The following is a 19439-nucleotide window of genomic DNA, read 5'->3' as shown; positions in this document are numbered from 1 at the left end:
TCGGAACAAAGTTCTTTGGAGGAACATGGCTATTAAAGGTGGACAACGAGGCGGGCAAAAAGAGCCAGCACATCGTTTAAATGAGTTAATTACAGGTATTGCTGATAATGAAGTTCGTTTGATTAGATTTGACGGAGAGCCTGGTGGCATCGTCACATTAGATGAAGCAATGGATCAAGCTGACGAAGCTGGTGTTGATCTTGTTGAAATAAGCCCTACGGCTAAACCTCCTGTACTCCGTGTTATGGATTACGGTAAGTTTATCTATGAAAAAGCTAAAGAACAAAAAGAACAACGCAAAAACCAGAAACAGATACAGGTTAAGGAAATTAAATTCCGTCCTGGAACAGATGAAGGCGACTATCAGGTAAAACTACGCAACCTGAAGCGCTTTTTAGAGGGTGGCGATAAAGTTAAAGTAACTTTACGTTTCCGTGGTCGTGAAATGGCTCACCAAGAACTCGGTTTACAACTACTAACTCGCGTTAAAAACGATTTAGAAGAGTTAACTGTACTTGAATTCTTCCCGCGTCGTGCGGAAGGAAGACAAATGGTGATGGTACTAGCACCTAAAAAATAATCAATAACCGGTATTTCAAGTAACTTAGTTTGATGTAAATTAAAATAAGTTCACCATTATTGATTTTAACGGGTAACTTTAGGCCTGAAAGTAAAAACTAACGTTTATTTTTGTTTATCCTTAAATAAACGCGTTAAGTTTTTCGCCTAAGTTGCTAAATTTCAATGGCAATGTTTATGTGTAATAGCACAAACATGAATGCGGAGTAATATTCATGCCTAAAATGAAAACTAACAAAGGTGCTGCGAAGCGCTTTAAAAAAACAGCCTCTGGCTACAAGTTCAAACAAGCTGGCCTTCGTCATATCTTGACTAAGCGTCGTACTAAAGTTAAACGTCATCTTCGTGCTAAGTGCATGATTTCGGCGGCTGACATTAAGTCAGTTAAAAAACTTTTACGTCACGGTTAATAGGAGAGATATAGAATGGCTAGAGTAAAACGTGGTGTACAAGCTCGTGCACGTCACAAGAAGGTTCTAAAGCAAGCTAAAGGTTATTACGGAGCACGTAGCCGTGTTTACCGTGTTGCTTATCAAGCAGTAACTAAAGCAGGTCAGTACGCTTACCGCGATCGTCGTCAACGTAAACGTCAATTCCGTCAGCTTTGGATCACTCGTATAAATGCAGCAGCTCGCATAAACGGTTTATCTTACAGTGTTTTCATTAATGGTCTTAAAAAGGCTGCTATTGAAATCGATCGTAAGATCCTAGCTGATATTGCAGTATACGACAAAGCAACATTCACATTCTTAGTTGAAAAAGCGAAAGCTGCTTTAGCTGCATAGAACTTGAAAAAGCTTTGAGATAAGGACGCCATTAGGCGTCCTTTTCTTTTTTTAATCATACTAACTTGTTCTTTAGCTCACTTTCTGCGTTTTAAAGTACTTACTAATAGTTATTAGCTCCGTTCTTTACTTTGGAAATTAAACTAAACACCTTGGTTATAATGTATTAAAATGTTTTTATTAATTATACCGAATACTATTTTATCTTTTGGGATAACGCGCAAAGATATTATTCGCTACAATTAATATTAACTTGATAATTAAGGTTTAAACCGATGAGTCTTGCAGATCAAATTTTAGCGGTAAATAATGATTTACCTATTCGTACCGATGCACCAGTTCACAGCGGTAAAGTGCGCAGTGTTTATTGGTTAACCGACGCGGATAGTAAGCGACTAATTCAAGAGAAAGGCTATGATGTTGCCGACGACACACCTTTAGCCATTATGGTTATTAGTGATCGTATTTCTGCTTTTGAATGTATCTGGCAAGGCGAAGGTGGTATGCAAGGTGTACCTGGAAAAGGTGCATCACTGAATGCTATATCAAATCATTGGTTTAAATTATTTAAAGATCAAGGTCTAGCCGATAGTCATATTCTTGATATTCCACATCCGTTTGTTTGGATCGTACAAAAAGCTAAACCTGTAATGATTGAAGCTATCTGTCGTCAGTATATTACCGGTTCTATGTGGCGTTCATACGTAAAAGGTGAACGTGATTTTTGTGGTATCGAATTAGCTGAAGGATTATTGAAAGATTCAAAGCTACCTGAACTTCTACAAACACCTTCAACAAAAGGTATTTTAGAAGGCATTCCGGGCGTTCCTGCGATTGATGATGTTAATATTACTCGCAAAAATATTGAAGATAATTTTGAAGCCTTTAATTTTAAAACGCCTGATGATATTACTTTATACGAAAAATTATTAACGGAAGGTTTTGACGTTATTTCTGATGCGTTGGCAAAGCTTGACCAAATCTTTGTAGATACTAAGTTTGAATTTGGCTATGTAAAAGACAAAGCTGGCAACGACAAGTTAATTTATATGGACGAAGTGGGTACGCCTGATTCTTCACGTATTTGGGATGGCGAGCAATATCGTGCCGGTAAAGTGGTTGAAAACTCGAAAGAAGGTTTCCGCCAATTACTTTTAGCACATTTCCCTGATGCTGATATTTTATTAAATAAAAATCGCATGGACGAGCGCTTAGCTTTAGCTCGTAACAATGAGTTACCGGCATCCGTGTTAATGGATGTGTCACAAACATACACAGCGATCGCTGAGAAAATTACCGGTCAAAAAATTGTTTTGTCTGCTAACCCTAAAGCTGAAATTATTGATATTTTACGCGAGCAGTATCAGCTAATCGATTAAGTCGTTATTGTATCTGCTTAAAAGCCCTACACCCGTAGGGTTTTTTTTTGTGCGTTATTTATCATCTCTAGCCTTTGCTAATACTAAACTTTTAATTTTGCCCTTTACACTTTTTCTTAAACATAGAATCTGACTAATGGTCATAATCTGTGCACCAATATGGTGTTTGGGTTGTGTTTGTGTGTAACATCTTGGTGCATTTGAGCGGTGTAATATTAATTATTATTTTTTAACTTATTGTTTTTTATTTGATTGTCTCTTTGGGCACAAATGGTGCTTAAATAAATTTATATAAACAATCTTAAATAATATGCACTAAAGGTGAACAAATGAAGTTGATAACCGCAATAATCAAACCTTTTAAACTCGATGATGTTCGTGAAGCACTCAGTGAGATAGGTCTAGAAGGATTAACGTTAAGCGAAGTTAATGGTTTTGGCCGACAAAAAGGTCATACCGAACTTTACCGTGGTGCAGAATATGTTGTCGATTTTTTACCAAAAATGAAACTTGAGCTCGCTGTTAAGGATGAAATGGTTGAGCGTGTTATCGACACTATTCTTGAAACAGCGCAAACAGGAAAAATAGGTGACGGTAAGATATTTGTCACTAACATCGAACATATTGTTAGGATCAGAACAGGTGAAAAAGATAATGAAGCTATTTAAACAGTTACACTCAAGCGTAACGATAAATAAAGTATTAACACTTTTTGTTTTACTTTTGTCCGCGGTCGCATTGCCAAGTTTTGCCAGCAATGACGAATTGAACGGGGCAAATACGGCGTGGATCCTCACATCAACTGCTCTAGTCCTAATGATGACCTTACCCGGACTCGCTTTATTTTACGGTGGATTAGTTCGACGTAAAAATATTCTTTCTATTCTTATGCAGTGTTTTTCAATTGCTGCTCTTTCTTCGATACTTTGGTTTGTGGTCGGTTATAGCTTAGCCTTTGGTGAAGGTAATGCGTGGATAGGTGATTTTAGCAAAGTACTTATGATGGGAATAACCAAAGAAACCCTTGTTGGTGATATTCCGGAAAGCTTGTTTGCTTTATTTCAAATGACGTTTGCGGTTATTACTCCTGCACTTATTATTGGCGCTTATGCAGAAAGAATGAAGTTTTCTGCAGTCTTAATCTTTAGTGGCTTATGGTTGCTTGCGGTTTATGCTCCGGTAACTCATTGGGTTTGGGGCGGCGGTTGGTTAGGCCAAATGGGCATTTATGATTTTGCCGGTGGTATTGTGGTGCATATTACCTGTGGTGTTGCCGCATTGGTTGCTGCTGTTGTTTTAGGTCCTCGATATGGTTTCCCTCGAACGCCTATGTTGCCACATAACTTAACTATGACTATTACGGGGGCAGGTTTGCTTTGGGTAGGTTGGTTTGGTTTCAATGGTGGTAGTGCCTTAGCTGCCAATGGTGACGCAGCAATGGCTATGTTAGTCACGCATTTATCCGCTTCAGCAGGTGCACTGACTTGGGCGGCTATTGAATGGAAAAAATTTGGTAAAGCGAGTGTCTTAGGTGCGGTAACGGGCATGGTTGCTGGTTTAGGGACAATAACACCTGCATCAGGTTTTGTTGGCCCAGGTGGCGCACTAGTTATAGGGATTTCTGCGGGTTTTATTTGTTTTTATTCAACGGTCTATATTAAACAAAAGTTAAAAATTGACGATTCTTTAGATGTTTTTCCCGTGCATGGTGTTGGGGGTATTTTAGGCACTTTATTAGCGGGTGTGTTTTCTTCTACAGAGCTAGGCGCTTTTAGTGGCTATGGTTATGCAGAGGGTATCACCACGATGTTAGGGCAGGTCAGTGTTCAATTAGTGGGAATTGGCGCTGTTATTGTCTATACGGCGGTTGTCTCTTACGTGTTGTTTAAGCTTGTATCTTTGATGACTAAAGGCTTAAGGGTTGATAAAGAACAAGAAATAACGGGCCTTGATTTAATTGAACATGATGAATCAGGGTATAATTTGTAGTTAAATTTTGTGATTTAGACGTCAAAAAACAGCAAGGCCTTTATTGAAATAGAGGCCTTTTTCTTATCTGAGCTGTTTTTTCAGTAAAAGCACTCTTTTCACTACATAATCAATTGATTTTTGTGTAAAATCATACACCATTTATATTAATACCATCAGTCTAGCCAAAACCTTCAAATTTACTGAACGGTTTTAGAGCCGTTTTAGAGGAACTCATGAATTTAGACGATATAATATTGCAGGCAGAACAAGCTATTTCTGCAGCAAAAGATCCAGTAGAGCTTGATCAAGTTCGCGTTAATTTTTTAGGTAAGAAAGGTTTGTTCACTGAGCAAATGAAGGGCTTAAGTAAATTACCTAAAGAAGAAAAACCTAAAGCAGGGCAAGTGATCAATATTGCTAAGCAGCAAGTACAAAAATTATTAACCGAACGTGGTGAGTTATTGCGTGCAGAGGTTATTGCTAAACAGTTAGCTGCTGAATCTATTGATGTAACATTGCCAGGGCGTAGTAATGACCTAGGTGGTTTACACCCAGTAACACGTACTATTGAGCGTATAGAAAGCTTTTTTGGTGATTTAGGTTTTTCTGTTAAAGAAGGTCCTGAGGTTGAAGACGATTTTCATAATTTTGATGCACTGAATATTCCAGAGCACCATCCTGCACGTCAAGACCATGACACTTTTTACTTCAATCCTAAGTTAGTTTTACGTACACAGACTTCTGGTGTACAAATTCGTACTATGGAAAAAGAGCAACCGCCTTTACGTATTATATCTCCGGGCAAGGTTTATCGTAATGACTACGATCAAACGCATACGCCAATGTTCCACCAAGTTGAAGGCTTAATGGTTGATAAAGATGTAAGCTTTACGCATCTTAAAGGTATTTTACACGACTTCTTACATCACTTTTTTGAAGAAGAAGTTGAAATTCGTTTCCGTCCTTCTTATTTCCCTTTTACTGAACCTTCAGCAGAAGTGGATATTATGGGCAAAAATGGCAAATGGTTAGAAGTTTTAGGTTGCGGTATGGTTCATCCTAACGTTTTAAAATCAGTAGGTATTGACCCTGAAGTATACACAGGTTTTGCTTTTGGCATGGGCGTTGAGCGCTTAACCATGTTGCGCTACGGTGTAAACGATTTACGTTCATTCTTCGAAAATGATCTTCGCTTCTTAAAACAGTTCAAGTAGGAAAGCCAACAATGAAATTTAGTGAATCTTGGTTACGTGAGTGGGTTAATCCTGCTATTTCATCGAGTGAGTTAGCTCATCAAATAACTATGGCCGGCTTAGAAGTTGACGCTGTAGAACCTGTTGCGGGTGAATTTACCGGTGTATTAATTGGTGAAGTTGTTGAATGTGGACCTCACCCTGACGCAGACAAATTACAAGTAACAAAAATAAACCTAGGTAGCGAGTTTAATGATGGTGAGTTAGTTGACATCGTTTGTGGCGCTAAAAACTGTCGTTTAGGCCTCAAGGTTGCTGTTGCAACGGTTGGCGCAGTTTTACCGGGTGACTTTAAAATTAAAAAAGCTAAATTGCGTGGCGTGCCTTCTCATGGCATGTTGTGTAGTGAGTCAGAAATTGGTTTGTCTGAAAGTGCTGACGGTATTATGGAGCTTGCACCCGATGCACCAATCGGTATGTGTGTTCGTGAATACTTAGACTTAAATGACGTTACCATCGATGTTGATTTAACGGCTAACCGCGGTGATTGTTTAGGCCTTAAAGGTTTAGCGCGCGAAGTCGGGGTGTTAAATAGTGTTAACATTACTGAACCTGAAATTGTTGCTGTTGTTGCAACGATTGATGATGTGCGTGACATTACTTTATCTGCACCACAAGCTTGTCCGCGTTATTTAGGACGAGTGATTAAAAATATAGATGTAACCGCGAAAACACCGTTATGGATGGTAGAAAAATTACGCCGTTGTGGCACTCGCTCAATTGACCCTGTTGTCGATGTAACTAATTACGTGTTGCTTGAGCAAGGGCACCCGATGCACGCTTTTGATTTATCAAAAATCGATGGTGGTATTAATGTTCGTTTTGCTATGTCAGGTGAAAAACTTGTTTTACTTGACGGTAATGAAGTGACGCTTTCGAGCGAAACATTAGTGATTGCTGATGAAAGTAAAGCCTTAGCGATGGCTGGCATTTTTGGCGGAAAAGAATCAGGTGTTAAATCTGATGAAGAAGAAAAATCAACTGATATTTTCTTAGAAAGTGCTTTCTTTGCTCCTTTGGCTATTTTAGGTAAAGCCCGCCAATATGGTTTACATACTGATTCATCACATCGTTACGAACGTGGTATTGACCCTGAATTGCAGCGTAATGCTATGGAACGTGCAACGACCTTATTATTAGCTATTGTCGGTGGCCAAGCAGGACCTATCGTTGAAGCATTAAGTGATGAACATTTACCAAAAGAAAAAACAGTAACCTTACGCCGCGAAAAACTTGATGGACGCATTGGTCATCATATTGAAGATGCTAAAGTGACTGAGATTTTAACGCGTTTAGGTTTCGAAATTGCCTTTGTAAATGATATTTGGACCGTAGTGGTACCAGCATATCGTTTTGATATTAAAGTTGAAGTCGACTTAATTGAAGAAGTTGCGCGTATTTTTGGTTACAACAATATTCCGAATGTGTCGCCTAAAGCAACGTTGGCGATGCGCGAACAAAAAGAAAAGTTCATTCCGTTGAAACGTTTACGCAACGTTATGGTTAATCGTGGATATCAAGAAGCAATAACTTATAGTTTTGTTGACCCAAAAGTTCAAGCGCTTATTCACCCTGAACAAGCGGTGATGACTTTGCCGCATCCAATTTCTTCTGAAATGTCGGTGATGCGTTTAAGTATGTGGACAGGCTTATTGCAATCGGTTATTTACAACCAAAACCGCCAGCAATCTCGCATCCGTTTATTTGAAACAGGTTTACGTTTTGTTCCAGATGAAGCCGCAGAAAACGGTGTTCGACAAGAACAAATGTTTGCAGGTGTTGTGACCGGCCAGCGTAATGAAGAACATTGGGATATGGAAAAGTCTGCAAGTGATTTTTTTGATATTAAATCAGACGTAGAAGCCTTGCTCGCTCTTACTGGCGATGCTTCGTTATATCAGTTTTCAAAAGATGAAATAGTCGCACTTCATCCTGGCCAAACCGCCGCAATCCATAAGAATGGTGTGCTAGTGGGACATGTTGGTACCTTACATCCTGAATTAGAAAGAAAATTAGGACTAAACGGTCGTACATTTATTTTTGAGCTATTATTGTCTGAAATTTCAACACAACAAATCCCTGAAGCTGGTGATATATCTCGCTTTCCTGCCAATAGACGTGACATAGCAGTGATCGTTGAAGAGCAAATTAATGCAAATAATGTCTTACAACTTATTGAAAAGGTTGGCGGAAATTATTTAGTTGATCTAAACTTGTTTGACGTATACCGAGGAAATGGTATTGAAGAAGGGTTTAAGAGCTTAGCGATAGCGATGACTTTACAGGATTGTGATAAAACCCTCGAAGAAAAAGACATTAATGAAGTCGTTGAACGTGTCGTAGACACATTAGAAACTGAGCTAAATGCATCACTGAGGAATTAGGTAATGGCGCTTACTAAAGCAGAAGTAGCAGAACATTTATTCGAGAAAGTTGGGCTGAGCAAACGCGACGCAAAAGATATGGTTGAGGTGTTTTTTGAAGAAATACGCGAAACGTTAGAAAGTGGCGAACAAGTTAAGCTTTCAGGTTTTGGTAACTTCGATCTTCGTGTTAAAAGCGAACGCCCAGGTCGTAACCCTAAAACGGGTGAAGATATTCCAATTTCTGCTCGTAAAGTTGTTACTTTCCGTCCTGGACAAAAATTAAAGAGTCGCGTTGAAAACGGTAACGGCTAATTAATAACGTATAAAGTTAGAGCATGTTTTTCTATGTATTCAATAATAGATGAGATGATGTTTATAGAAGGTTGCTACGGCAACCTTTTTTTATGCTTGCGAGAAAGCAGGGATAGATAAGATAGAGCCAAGCAAGGGGGCAAGGGTAGTCTTTATTGATATCGTTTAGTTACGGTATCAATGTGTCTCTATGCGTGATGCCAAGGTAGCGCTTAACTATCTTGCTTTAGTGTGAACTTTTTTGATGATTTAGTGACATCTTTTTACCTAGTAACTTGAGCAAAGAAACAATTATTTCCTTCGCTATTAAACCAGCAATAGCGATGACCGCTCCAGTACTTAGTGCATTTATCTCAAGTGGGATAGTCAGTGAAAAATCAGTTAAGGTATCTTTAATAATGACTTTATCGCCATAAACAATAAAGTTATAAATCCGTTCAATATAAACGTCGCTAGTTATCACGCTAAGTTGTGACTGCAAATACTCAACCCGTATGACCAATTGGTTAATAATTTCGGCTGTATTGACTATTGACGGCTCAGAATTAGCTTGATACTTCGTTATCATCGCTGATAAATTACCTTGGTAGTGCAGATCTGCAATGTTTTGAAATTCTACTAGGTGCAGTTTTGCTTCAGATAAGTGTCCGGACAGGCGATGTTTATATTGAATGATAAATGCCGGTAATTGCACACCTACTATAAATATTACAGTGAAGAAACAGCGGTCAATAATATTATTAATCACTCTAAACATAGCTAACCTATCGCTTAAATATATATTCACAAAAAATAACATTAGCATATATTTGTTTATATTTTAAAATTTTTATGGTTTAAAAATTGCATATTTATAAAATAGATTATGCATTTGATATGAATGCAATAAAGAGTCAAATTTTTGATGGTGGTATCAATAGTGAAAATTAATATAGATAACAATGAACAAGAAAATTTAATATTGCAACACTCTCATTTGGGAAGAAATATAATGGTTAAAAATTTAAGTAAGCTGCGGAACACTTTTGCCGTTGGCGGTATCTTTATTGCTTCAAGTCTTTTTTCATACAGTGTTAATGCTTTAGAAGTAGCAGGTAACATTCACAAAGGTCAAGACGCTGACAGCCAAGGTTATAGTTTTTCTTTAGCAGACAGCATTACTAAAGGTGGAAATTTCTATTGGACTGTTTCTTATAATAACTTAGAAGAAGTAAAATATGATTTACCTTTCACCATAACCGACGAACGTTTTTTTAAAATTAATACCATTGATGGGCTTGTTAGTTATCGTCATAAGATACAAAGTTATAATGCTTTTTTCAAAAAACTAACGATTGAATATCAACTGGGCGCTTCACTAGCGCTCACTGAAAATAAACTTACCTATACCGACCCAAACAGTTCAGATACAGTGGAAATATACCCTTCGCAAGAAAATGATATAAACATGGTACTAGGCGTTGTTGCCCATTATAAGTTGAATAAAAATACTGCATTAAACCTAGGTGTTAAACATCAACCTAATTTTTCTGAATTTGGTGCTATAACATCTGTTTATGTTGGTCTAAGTTATCGTTTTGGACGAGGCTTAGATTATTAAGTTTGATAGAAAAAGTTGTCTAGCCTAGCATTTAAGGTCTTTGTTGATGATATTTGCTAAAGTTTAAAGAAGAAATTAATAATGATCGCCATTAAATAGGTGGTCTTTTTAATTTCAAGACGTAATAACTTACACCTGTAAGTTTAAAATATATTGCTATTGGTGGGGATGTTTATGCCATTAAGAATTCGTTTAAAAGCTGTTTTACTTATATCAGCGATTATGATCAACTTCTCTGCTCATGCAGCCGTGCAATGTCTTCTGCCTACGCCTCTTCTTGACGCCGACGGCGATGGCTATGATGATACGGTTAATATTGGCGGTGCTTATGACTTGTTTCCAAGCGATGCTACAGAATGGTATGACACCGATTTAAATGGTGTCGGTAATAACGATGACCCTGATGATGACGGAGATGGTGTCCCTGATATTTCTGATAACAACCGTGATGGTGATGCAGTTATTGACATCTATGATCCTGCTATCGAGAACGCTTTCGAATGGTTAAATACCGATGGAGATACACTTTGTAATACGGTTGACCTTGATGATGATGGTGACGGGGTTGTTGATGTAGTCGATGTATACCCACTTAACCCTGCTGAATGGGATGATACCGACAGTGATACCATAGGTAATAACGCTGATACTGATGATGACGGTGACGGTGTTATTGACTTATATGATGCATTTCCTCTCGATAATTCAGAACAACTTGATACTGACTTTGATGGCATAGGTAATAATACCGATACCGATGATGACGGCGATGGAATTTTAGATGTTAATGATGCTTTCCCCTTAGATAGCTCGGAGACACTTGATACCGATAATGATGGTCTTGGTGATAATGCTGATAATGATAGCGATGGTGATGGTATCTCTAATGGTATAGATATCTTTCCAAATGATCCTACGGAATGGTTTGATTTAGATGGTGATGGTACAGGAAATAATGAAGATACTGATGCTGACAACGATGGCATAACTGATAATGATAAGGGGGGGACTGATCTATTTCCATTGGATGCTAGTGAATCTCTAGATTATGACTTAGATGGTATTGGTAACAATAGAGATACAGATGCTGACGGTGACGGTGTTACAGATATTGATGCTGGCGGTACTGATATATTTCTATTAGATGAGACTGAGTGGTTCGATTTCGATGGAGATGGCATTGGAGATAATGCTGATAGTGATGCTGATGATGATGGTGTTACAGATAGTGATTCTAACGGCACGGATGTTTTTTTACTAAATAATAGTGAATGGTTTGATTTCGACGGAGATGGTATTGGAGATAATGCTGACAGTGATGCTGATGGTGATGGTGTTACAGATAGTGATGCTGGCGGTAGTGATATCTTTTTATTGAATATATATGAATGGTTTGATTACGATGGAGATGGCACTGGAGATAATGCTGATCCTGATGATGATAACGATGGTGTGTTAGACGATGTAGATTTATTTCAATTTGATGAAACTGAACAATACGATTTTGATGGCGATGGTATCGGAGATAACTCAGATCCTGATATTGATAATGATGGTATTGGTAATTTAGCAGACCCAGATGATTTCGACCCTTTAAAAACTACTGACAGTGACCGTGATGGTGTCCCTAATGAAGACGATCTCGATAATGATACTCATGATGGCACAGGTGTTGGCGATGGAATTCCAGATAGTATAGATGCCTTTGATTTTGACTCGACAGAATGGCTTGATACCGACAGTGATGGTACTGGCAATAATGCCGATAGTGATGATGATGGTGACGGCATTATTGATTTTGATTCTGGGGGTGCAGACCTATTCCCGCTTGATGTAAATGAATATCTAGATACCGATGGTGATGGTATCGGTAATACTGCAGACACCGATGATGATGGAGATACTGAAAATGGCATTGGTGGTGAGCCTGATGCAACTGATGCTTTTCCTTTAAATATCAACGAATGGCTTGATACCGATGGCGATGGAACTGGTAATAACAGCGACAGTGATGATGACAATGACGGTTTTGTTGATAGTTCAGATGCTTTTCCATTAAATGTAAATGAGTATTTAGACACTGATAGTGACGGTATAGGTAATAATACCGATGATGATGATGATGGTGATGGCATTAAAGATTCAATAGATGCCTTTCCATTAGATAATTCTGAGACTATTGACACTGACGGTGATCTGATTGGTAATAATAATGATAGCGACGATGATGGTGACGGCTTTGTCGATATCATTGATGACTTTCCATTAGTCGCCTTTGAAAATCTCGATACTGATAAAGACGGTATAGGTAACAACGAAGACACTGATGATGATAATGACACCTATGAAGACAGTAATGATTTATATCCTTTAGATGCTAATGAGTGGAAAGACTCTGATGGTGATGGTATTGGAGATAATGCAGACGCTGATGATGACAATGATAATATTCTTGATGTTGATGATGCTTTTCCCTTTAATCCAGGAGAAATCATTGATACTGATGGTGACGGCATTGGTGATGTACTCGATACCGACGATGACGGTGACGGCGTTCTAGATAATGTTGATTTATTTCCCCTTGACCCTTTAGAATCACGTGACAGTGATAACGACGGTATTGGAAATAATAGCGATAGTGACGATGATAATGACGGTGTGCTTGATATCGACGATGCTTTCCCACTCGATCCGATAGAAAGTGTTGATACCGATGGTGATGGTATTGGCAATGTGAACGATATCGATGATGATAACGACGGTGTCTTTGATTATCTCGACCAGTTACCGCTAAACCCGACAGAGTCACTAGATTTTGATGTTGATGGTTTAGGTAATAATGCCGATCCTGATGACGATAATGACGGCATGAGTGATGTCTTTGAGCTTCAATATGGTTTTAACCCATTTAACGATGCTGATGCACTAATTGATACAGATTCAGACGGCACGGCAAATGTTGATGAAGAGCGTAACAACACCAATCCATTAATTGACGATTATGCGCCAGTGATAACGGTCCCACAAGCAGTTCACCTTGATGCTGATCATACCTTTACTGCGCTAACACAAACACAATTGGTACAGTTAACCGACGTTTATGTTGAAGATGGTCGTGATGGCGCTAACTGTTGTGCATTAACACCGGTGGGTTTTGAGCGCGGACAAAAATATATTACCTCAGGGTTGTACAATATTATATGGCGAGCGGTTGATGAGGCTGGTAATGTTTCAACCACCCCACAAGTGCTTAATGTTTATCCGTTAGTGAACTTTAGTGCGACGCAAACAATAGGTGAGGGTGCTACGGCTCGGGTTGAAGTTGTCTTGTCAGGCAAAGCGCCGGCTTATCCCATTGAATTACCTTTTGCTATTTCTGGTAATGTAGATGCCCTTGATTATAAGATAACAGACAATAAAATTGTTATTACCGAGGGCACGTCAGGCTTTATTGATATTTTGATTAATAAAGACTTTCAAGCAGAAAGTGATGAACAGCTTGTGCTGAGTTTTGGCAATGAAATAAATACCGGTGTCAATAATAGCCACACCATAGTTATTACTGAAAATAATATAGTACCGACAACACAATTGCGTATGACTCAGCAAAATATAGCGGTTTCTAGTATCAGTAAAGACCAAGGTGAAGTGACCATAGAGCTACAGATAAATGATGATAATCCAAATGATTCACACATTATTAATTGGTTACTGCCTGAGTATATCAATGCCGAAATAAGTGCCAGTCAATTAAAGGTCTATTTGCAACCTGACAACTTTGTTTTACCTGAAGAAATAAGAGGATTAATTACGGTAGAAGTGAGTGTTACTGATAATGGCAGTGGCGAATTGTCACAAACTCATCGCCTTAGTATTCCGGTTAATAGCATTTTAGCTCGACTCGATGGTAGTGATACAGACAGTGATGGTATCGCAGATAATATTGAAGGTTATGCTGATGACGATAACGATGGTGTTCCGGCATTTTTAGATAACAATGATATTGCTTATTTGCAGCCATTACATGTTAATGCCGGTAAAACTAAGTTAATGGAAACTGAGCCAGGCTTAAGATTACGCTTAGGTAAATATGCGTTACAGCAGTTTTCAGATGGCGTGCAAATGACACAACAAGAGATGGATGCAACCGGTTTAGTCGCAACGGACACTTATGATCATCGTAGTGATTACTTTGACTTTGAAATTCATCAGGTGACTCCGTTTGGTGCCTCTGCTGCTGTGGTTATTCCGTTAAATGATGGTATTCCACAAAATGCGCTTTACCGGAAATTTAATCGTGACAGTGGTTGGCAAAACTTTGTTGAAAACAGCAAAAATACCTTAGCGTCTAGTCCAGCAGATAACGATGTATGTCCACCGCCACAGAGTGCTTTATACCAGACAGGTTTAACTGAAGGGCATCAATGTGTACGCTTATTGATTGAAGATGGCGGTGCAAACGATGCGGATGGTTTGGTTAACGGTATTATCGACGACCCAGGTGGTGTTGCCGTTGTGCCTAATGCTGAAGTTGCCAAGAAAACCGATCCTGAGCAATCAAGTAGTGGCAGTATTTACTGGTTATTATTACTGGTATTAGTGAGCTTACGATTGAAAAAGTTAAGTAAGTAAGTCATAAAGTAACTTTGACAAACAAGTTAACATTTATGTTTGTTCGCCCGCTATTTTCCTATAAAATAGCGGGCAAATTTCCTCTTTCAATAATAAGTAGTTTTATGTTTGAACTTAAATACCATACGCCAAAAGAATGGGCGCAAGTTGCTCTTGCTGATTTCAATGCCTTTTTACTTGATCATGCAACGGCAGAAAAAAAAGCGTCAGGTATGGCGATGTCAATGATTTCTCATTATCCCGATAGAAAAAATATGGTTAAAGCTATGGCTGACTTAGCGATAGAAGAGCTCATTCATTTTAAACAAGTGTTAAAATTAATTAATGCGCGTGGCATTCAGCTCGGCGCTGACACCAAAGACCCTTATATTACCCAAATTCGTAAAGCCTTTCGTAATGGTGCAGAAGTGTTTTTTATGGACCGATTAATCGTTGCTGGTGTGATTGAGGCACGAGGATACGAACGTTTTTCGCTTATTGCCCAAGCATTGCCTGAAGGCAAAGACAAAGTCTTATATGACGCGATTGCAAAGTCAGAAGAAAAGCATAAAAATTTATTTATCGAACTCGCTTATGAATATTTTGATAAAGACGAAGTCAATATACGTTTAGAAGAAGTACTGACATTAGAAGCTGAGATTTGTGCAAAACTTCCCTTTAGAGCGGCTCTGCATTAATTATTTAACGATAAATGGTTAACGGGTAAGCTGATGTCAAAAGTGTTTAACCAATATTTTAGTCGCTATGCTGAAAGTGAAGTTGCGGTACTAACTCAATATGAATCAGGGTTACCTGATGAGTTTACTGTTGACCATGTTGTGGTTATTCCTGCTTATCAAGAAACAAGCGCTTTTATTGAGCGCTTTTTAGCTTCATCACTTTCAAAATCTCCAGTGCTTATGGTGCTGGTCATTAACGAACCTATTACCGAATCGATCGCCGAACTTATCGCCGAATCTGTTACTGAATCGTTACGCGAAGATAATTCAGTGGCTAATTATAACGAGATAAATCAACAAAAAGCACTTTATCAATATGCACTTTCTTGTGGTGATAACTGCTGGCAATACGATAACCTAACCCTAATTAAGGTAGCACAAAGTCAAACATGGCTGTTAGTGGTTGACCGTTTTACCCGTGCTATCGATAAAGAGCAAGGCGTAGGGCTGGCACGTAAAATAGGCACTGATCTCAGTGCTTATTTAATTTCAGTAAACCGGATCAGACAAACTTGGATCTGTTCTAGTGATGCCGATGCTTACTTACCCGATGATTATTTTAACGCTTTACATACACGTGATAAAAATACCGTAGTTTGCTGTTTTAACTTTACGCATAGCAGTGAAGATAAAAGCATTCATCAGGCTAATTTTCTTTATGAAAGCGCTTTACGCTATTATGTTGCGGGCTTACATTATGCCGATTCACCTTATGCCTTTTTTACTATTGGGAGTATTTTAGCGTTTAAAGCGGAAGTATATGTTCAGGCTCGTGGTTTTCCAAAGCGCAGTGCTGGAGAAGATTTTTATTTAATAAATAAATTAGCTAAGTTAGGTGCTGTTGAATTTATTGAAGAGGTAACAGTAAAGCTTGATGCCAGAACGTCTCAACGTGTGCCGTTTGGTACTGGACCTGCAGTGCAAAAAATTCTTGATTTACAAGCAAGTCACCTCGATTATTGTTATTACCATCCTCAAGTATTTACATTGCTCAAAGCTGTATTGTCTGCTTTTGCAAATTTATGGCACTATCGTGGCGATTTAATCGCATGGTTAGAACCGTTATCTGAGCCAATAGTTACCGCATTAAATCAAATAGGTTTTGAAGCTTTTGTTGAAAAACAAATAAATAATAGTGAAAAGCAGTTTAATAAACAGCTAGTCGTTTGGTTTGATGCTTTTAAAACACTGAAATTTATACATAATATTCGTGAAAATCATTATCAAGATATCCCTTTAGCGCAGGCTTTATTAACAGCACCATTTAGGCTTAAATAAAGAGCTGAAATTAATCAACCGTATATAGGTTACCCATTTCATTCGCTTATTTGAGTAGCGTATAAATAGTTATAATAAAATAACGGCTTAGCGGCTTATTTACTTTTCAATTCAAAGAAAAATAGGGTATGTTTAAGTCAATAATAAATAATAAAGTTTTAGCTCTGATATATGTATAACACTTATATAGCAAGACAAGCGATACTTGATAGAAACCATGTCACTATTGGTTATGAGCTGCTCTTTAGAGATAGCGCAGATAACAAATTTCCTGACATTGATTCTGACGTTGCCAGCTCAAAATTAATTATTCAAAATCACCTACAAGGTGACATTCGCTCTATCAGTATGGGAAAACTTGCTTTTATTAATTTTACTGAAAAATGTCTTATTAATAAATATCCGCTGATGTTTGATAAAAAATCTATTGTTATTGAACTTGTTGGTCATAAAGTACCAACGGAACGCTTGTTTAAAATTGTTAAGTTTTATTTTGATAAAGGTTATAAAGTTGCATTAACTGAATATGATCTTGATGCAAAGTGGGATATTTTATTTCCATATATATCAATTATTAAAGTTGATACTGATAAAGTTAATCCGAAACGTCTGCATAAAGTTATAGAGCGTTTAAAAGATCACAACATTAAACTTGCCGCAGAAAAAGTTGAAACTAACTTTCAATTACAAGCTTTAGCAGAAGTGGGATTTGATTACTATCAAGGGTACTTTTATCACGAACCTGAGATAGTCGAGGGGCAAACACTTGCGCCAATCAAAACACAAATGCTGCATTTGATCAGTGAAACATTTCATTCACCATTAGATTTTGACAACATTGCCACGATTATCAGTCATGATGTTAACTTAACTGTTGGCTTGTTAAAAATGGTTAATAACGTAGCAACATCAACTCGTATTGAAATTACTTCATTAAAACAAGCCGCGGCCTATTTAGGTGAAGATAAACTTAAACAGTTTGTGACTATCCTCGCTTTATCTAAATTGACCACCGACAAGACCGATGAAATCTCTAAGCAGGCGCTCATTACTGCAAAATTAATGACGGCATTAGCCAAAGAAGGTGCCTTTAAAGAGATCAGTGATTTTGCTTTTATTACCGGCTTATTAAGTGCTATTGAAATTATTTTGCGTATGCCGATTAACGAAATCGTTAAAACAATGCCACTCGCCATTCCAATTGAAAACGCGCTAGTTGACCACTCAGGTTTACTCGGCGAATTACTTGATTTTACGGTTAAGTACATCAGGGGTAATGGTGAGAATATAAAGCAATTAATTGAAATGTATTCACTTGACGAAACCTATATTCAGCAAGAGTTTGTTGCCGCTTGTCAATGGTGTAAAGAACTCGGTATTTAAGTTATTTCAGCTCAGCGACTTGATAGATACCTTAAAAGCTTATGCCTGTTGCTTAAGCTTTTTTTTAGGCAGTTACTGCGCTGTTAAGGCGAGAATATTTTCTTGGGCTGAAACTAAGCTTTCACTGACTTTTTCTTTATGTTGAACGGCTACGTCCAGAGGGACTGTGAGTAATTGATTATTACGCTCGCCAATCATAACGTTACTCTTTCCTGCTATTAGCGCTTGTACTGCAGCAACCCCCATTTTTGTTGCTAATATTCGGTCTTTAGCTACCGGTGAACCACCTCGTTGAATATAGCCAAGTATACACGCAGTACAGTCAATGTTTGCCGTCTGTTTTAATTGCTTAGCGAGCTGTACTGCGCCACCGGGCCATAAGTTCTCGGCAATAACTATAATATAACTGGCATGCCTATTGTGCTGTGCTTGTTTGATTTCTTGAGCTAAATGACTGAGCTTTTCTTGCTCGTCGGCTTGAGAGAAATTCTCAAAAGATAATATTTGCTCAGCTGCACTGGCGATACCGACATTAAAAGTGATGTGTCCACTTCGCCTGCCCATGACTTCAACAATAAAAATGCGCTCAAAAGCTTCTGCCGTGTCACGTATTTTATCTATCGCTTCAATACCTGTATTGACTGCAGTAGAAAAACCTATGGTGAAATCTGTACCATCAATATCATTATCTATGGTCCCTGGAATACCTATAATAGCTCCTGACCAATATTTATTTAACGCCAGTAAGCCGTTAAAAGAGCCATCGCCGCCAATAACGATTAAGGCGTCTATTTGTTCTTTTCTAAGGGTTGCTGCGGCTGATTTTAAACCTTGCTCAGTGAGCATGGCAGGGCAGCGAGCACTTTTTAAAATAGTGCCTCCTCGGTGGATAATGCCATTAACACTTGCAGGTGTTAGCAATGTCGAACTCGCTTCAATTAAACCGTTATAGCCAGAAAAAAAACCAATCGTAGGCAACGCATAGTGATGCGCAGCAAGTACGACCGCACGTATCGCCGCATTCATGCCGGGAGCATCGCCACCACTGGTTAATACCGCAATATTTTTTATCGTCATAATAGTTTTTAACCTTATCTAGTAAAATCTATTCTAAGGAAGTTTTTTGCATCCGTCATTATTTACCTTGATTATCTTTTGCACATAAAAAAAGGTAGCTATTGA

Annotated in this window: 16 protein-coding genes; 14 read left to right on the top strand and 2 right to left on the bottom strand. The window is 38.2% G+C overall.

The genetic code is table 11. The features are described 5' to 3' along the window. Positions 1 to 25: 25 nt before the first annotated feature. The 9 genes from infC (at position 26) to H4J62_RS12500 (ending at position 8645) form a co-directional block, all read left to right on the top strand. Complete coding sequence (infC, locus tag H4J62_RS12540; RefSeq protein WP_070373746.1) at positions 26 to 580, top strand: translation initiation factor IF-3; 555 nt, start codon at positions 26 to 28, stop codon at positions 578 to 580. Between the two features lie 214 nt (positions 581 to 794). Further along, positions 795 to 989, top strand: coding sequence for a 50S ribosomal protein L35 (gene rpmI, locus H4J62_RS12535; protein ID WP_070373745.1), 195 nt, complete (start codon positions 795 to 797; stop codon positions 987 to 989). Between the two features lie 15 nt (positions 990 to 1004). Further along, on the top strand, positions 1005 to 1364 hold the full coding sequence (gene rplT / locus H4J62_RS12530) for a 50S ribosomal protein L20 (RefSeq protein ID WP_070373744.1): 360 nt from the start codon (positions 1005 to 1007) through the stop codon (positions 1362 to 1364). Between the two features lie 275 nt (positions 1365 to 1639). Beyond that, complete coding sequence (locus H4J62_RS12525) at positions 1640 to 2743, top strand: phosphoribosylaminoimidazolesuccinocarboxamide synthase (protein ID WP_070373743.1); 1104 nt, start codon at positions 1640 to 1642, stop codon at positions 2741 to 2743. Positions 2744 to 3072: 329 nt separating this feature from the next. Next, positions 3073 to 3411, top strand: coding sequence for a P-II family nitrogen regulator (locus H4J62_RS12520; protein WP_182218017.1), 339 nt, complete (start codon positions 3073 to 3075; stop codon positions 3409 to 3411). Continuing rightward, the gene (locus H4J62_RS12515; protein ID WP_182218019.1) at positions 3398 to 4732 is read left to right on the top strand and encodes an ammonium transporter; all 1335 of its coding nucleotides are present in this window, start codon (positions 3398 to 3400) and stop codon (positions 4730 to 4732) included. The genes H4J62_RS12520 and H4J62_RS12515 overlap by 14 nt, the downstream gene beginning before the upstream one ends. A gap of 215 nt (positions 4733 to 4947) precedes the next feature. Beyond that, on the top strand, positions 4948 to 5928 hold the full coding sequence (gene pheS, locus H4J62_RS12510; protein ID WP_070373741.1) for a phenylalanine--tRNA ligase subunit alpha: 981 nt from the start codon (positions 4948 to 4950) through the stop codon (positions 5926 to 5928). 11 nt (positions 5929 to 5939) lie between these two features. Next, positions 5940 to 8351: a phenylalanine--tRNA ligase subunit beta gene (gene pheT, locus H4J62_RS12505; RefSeq protein ID WP_182218021.1), complete on the top strand. Its 2412-nt coding sequence runs from the start codon at positions 5940 to 5942 to the stop codon at positions 8349 to 8351. 3 nt (positions 8352 to 8354) lie between these two features. Next, positions 8355 to 8645: an integration host factor subunit alpha gene (locus H4J62_RS12500; RefSeq protein ID WP_070373739.1), complete on the top strand. Its 291-nt coding sequence runs from the start codon at positions 8355 to 8357 to the stop codon at positions 8643 to 8645. 226 nt (positions 8646 to 8871) lie between these two features. On the opposite strand, the gene H4J62_RS12495 is transcribed toward H4J62_RS12500, so the two are convergent. Next, positions 8872 to 9402 carry a DUF2937 family protein gene (locus H4J62_RS12495; protein ID WP_182218022.1) on the bottom strand — a complete coding sequence of 177 codons (531 nt, stop codon included), beginning with the start codon at positions 9400 to 9402 and terminating at the stop codon, positions 8872 to 8874. A 162-nt stretch (positions 9403 to 9564) separates the two neighbouring features. Between H4J62_RS12495 and H4J62_RS12490 the strand changes: the two genes are divergently transcribed. From H4J62_RS12490 to H4J62_RS12470, 5 genes are all read left to right on the top strand, one after another. Continuing rightward, positions 9565 to 10245 carry a hypothetical protein gene (locus tag H4J62_RS12490; RefSeq protein ID WP_182218024.1) on the top strand — a complete coding sequence of 227 codons (681 nt, stop codon included), beginning with the start codon at positions 9565 to 9567 and terminating at the stop codon, positions 10243 to 10245. A 174-nt stretch (positions 10246 to 10419) separates the two neighbouring features. Beyond that, positions 10420 to 14877 (top strand): thrombospondin type 3 repeat-containing protein, encoded by a 4458-nt coding sequence (locus tag H4J62_RS12485; protein ID WP_182230914.1) that lies wholly within the window; start codon positions 10420 to 10422, stop codon positions 14875 to 14877. Positions 14878 to 14981: 104 nt separating this feature from the next. Continuing rightward, positions 14982 to 15554 (top strand): tRNA-(ms[2]io[6]A)-hydroxylase, encoded by a 573-nt coding sequence (locus H4J62_RS12480; RefSeq protein WP_070376952.1) that lies wholly within the window; start codon positions 14982 to 14984, stop codon positions 15552 to 15554. A gap of 33 nt (positions 15555 to 15587) precedes the next feature. After that, complete coding sequence (locus H4J62_RS12475) at positions 15588 to 16874, top strand: hypothetical protein (RefSeq protein ID WP_182217611.1); 1287 nt, start codon at positions 15588 to 15590, stop codon at positions 16872 to 16874. Positions 16875 to 17045: 171 nt separating this feature from the next. Continuing rightward, positions 17046 to 18257, top strand: coding sequence for an EAL and HDOD domain-containing protein (locus tag H4J62_RS12470; RefSeq protein WP_182217612.1), 1212 nt, complete (start codon positions 17046 to 17048; stop codon positions 18255 to 18257). Between the two features lie 72 nt (positions 18258 to 18329). Here H4J62_RS12470 and H4J62_RS12465 read toward each other — a convergent pair whose 3' ends face one another. After that, positions 18330 to 19334: an ATP-dependent 6-phosphofructokinase gene (locus H4J62_RS12465; RefSeq protein WP_182217614.1), complete on the bottom strand. Its 1005-nt coding sequence runs from the start codon at positions 19332 to 19334 to the stop codon at positions 18330 to 18332. Between the last annotated feature and the right edge of the window lie 105 nt (positions 19335 to 19439).

This window comes from Colwellia sp. BRX8-5, assembly GCF_014077325.1.
Classification (GTDB): domain Bacteria; phylum Pseudomonadota; class Gammaproteobacteria; order Enterobacterales; family Alteromonadaceae; genus Colwellia_A.
This window is presented reverse-complemented; position numbering and strand designations above follow the sequence as displayed.

Bases quoted from the DNA above. Each gene is read 5' to 3' on its own strand.
- infC (WP_070373746.1), top strand. From the start codon at position 26: ATGGCTATTAAAGGTGGACAACGAGGCGGGCAAAAAGAGCCAGCACAT.
- rpmI (WP_070373745.1), top strand. From the start codon at position 795: ATGCCTAAAATGAAAACTAACAAAGGTGCTGCGAAGCGCTTTAAAAAA.
- rplT (WP_070373744.1), top strand. From the start codon at position 1,005: ATGGCTAGAGTAAAACGTGGTGTACAAGCTCGTGCACGTCACAAGAAG.
- H4J62_RS12525 (WP_070373743.1), top strand. From the start codon at position 1,640: ATGAGTCTTGCAGATCAAATTTTAGCGGTAAATAATGATTTACCTATT.
- H4J62_RS12520 (WP_182218017.1), top strand. From the start codon at position 3,073: ATGAAGTTGATAACCGCAATAATCAAACCTTTTAAACTCGATGATGTT.
- H4J62_RS12515 (WP_182218019.1), top strand. From the start codon at position 3,398: ATGAAGCTATTTAAACAGTTACACTCAAGCGTAACGATAAATAAAGTA.
- pheS (WP_070373741.1), top strand. From the start codon at position 4,948: ATGAATTTAGACGATATAATATTGCAGGCAGAACAAGCTATTTCTGCA.
- pheT (WP_182218021.1), top strand. From the start codon at position 5,940: ATGAAATTTAGTGAATCTTGGTTACGTGAGTGGGTTAATCCTGCTATT.
- H4J62_RS12500 (WP_070373739.1), top strand. From the start codon at position 8,355: ATGGCGCTTACTAAAGCAGAAGTAGCAGAACATTTATTCGAGAAAGTT.
- H4J62_RS12495 (WP_182218022.1), bottom strand. From the start codon at position 9,402: ATGTTTAGAGTGATTAATAATATTATTGACCGCTGTTTCTTCACTGTA.
- H4J62_RS12485 (WP_182230914.1), top strand. From the start codon at position 10,420: ATGCCATTAAGAATTCGTTTAAAAGCTGTTTTACTTATATCAGCGATT.
- H4J62_RS12480 (WP_070376952.1), top strand. From the start codon at position 14,982: ATGTTTGAACTTAAATACCATACGCCAAAAGAATGGGCGCAAGTTGCT.
- H4J62_RS12475 (WP_182217611.1), top strand. From the start codon at position 15,588: ATGTCAAAAGTGTTTAACCAATATTTTAGTCGCTATGCTGAAAGTGAA.
- H4J62_RS12470 (WP_182217612.1), top strand. From the start codon at position 17,046: ATGTATAACACTTATATAGCAAGACAAGCGATACTTGATAGAAACCAT.
- H4J62_RS12465 (WP_182217614.1), bottom strand. From the start codon at position 19,334: ATGACGATAAAAAATATTGCGGTATTAACCAGTGGTGGCGATGCTCCC.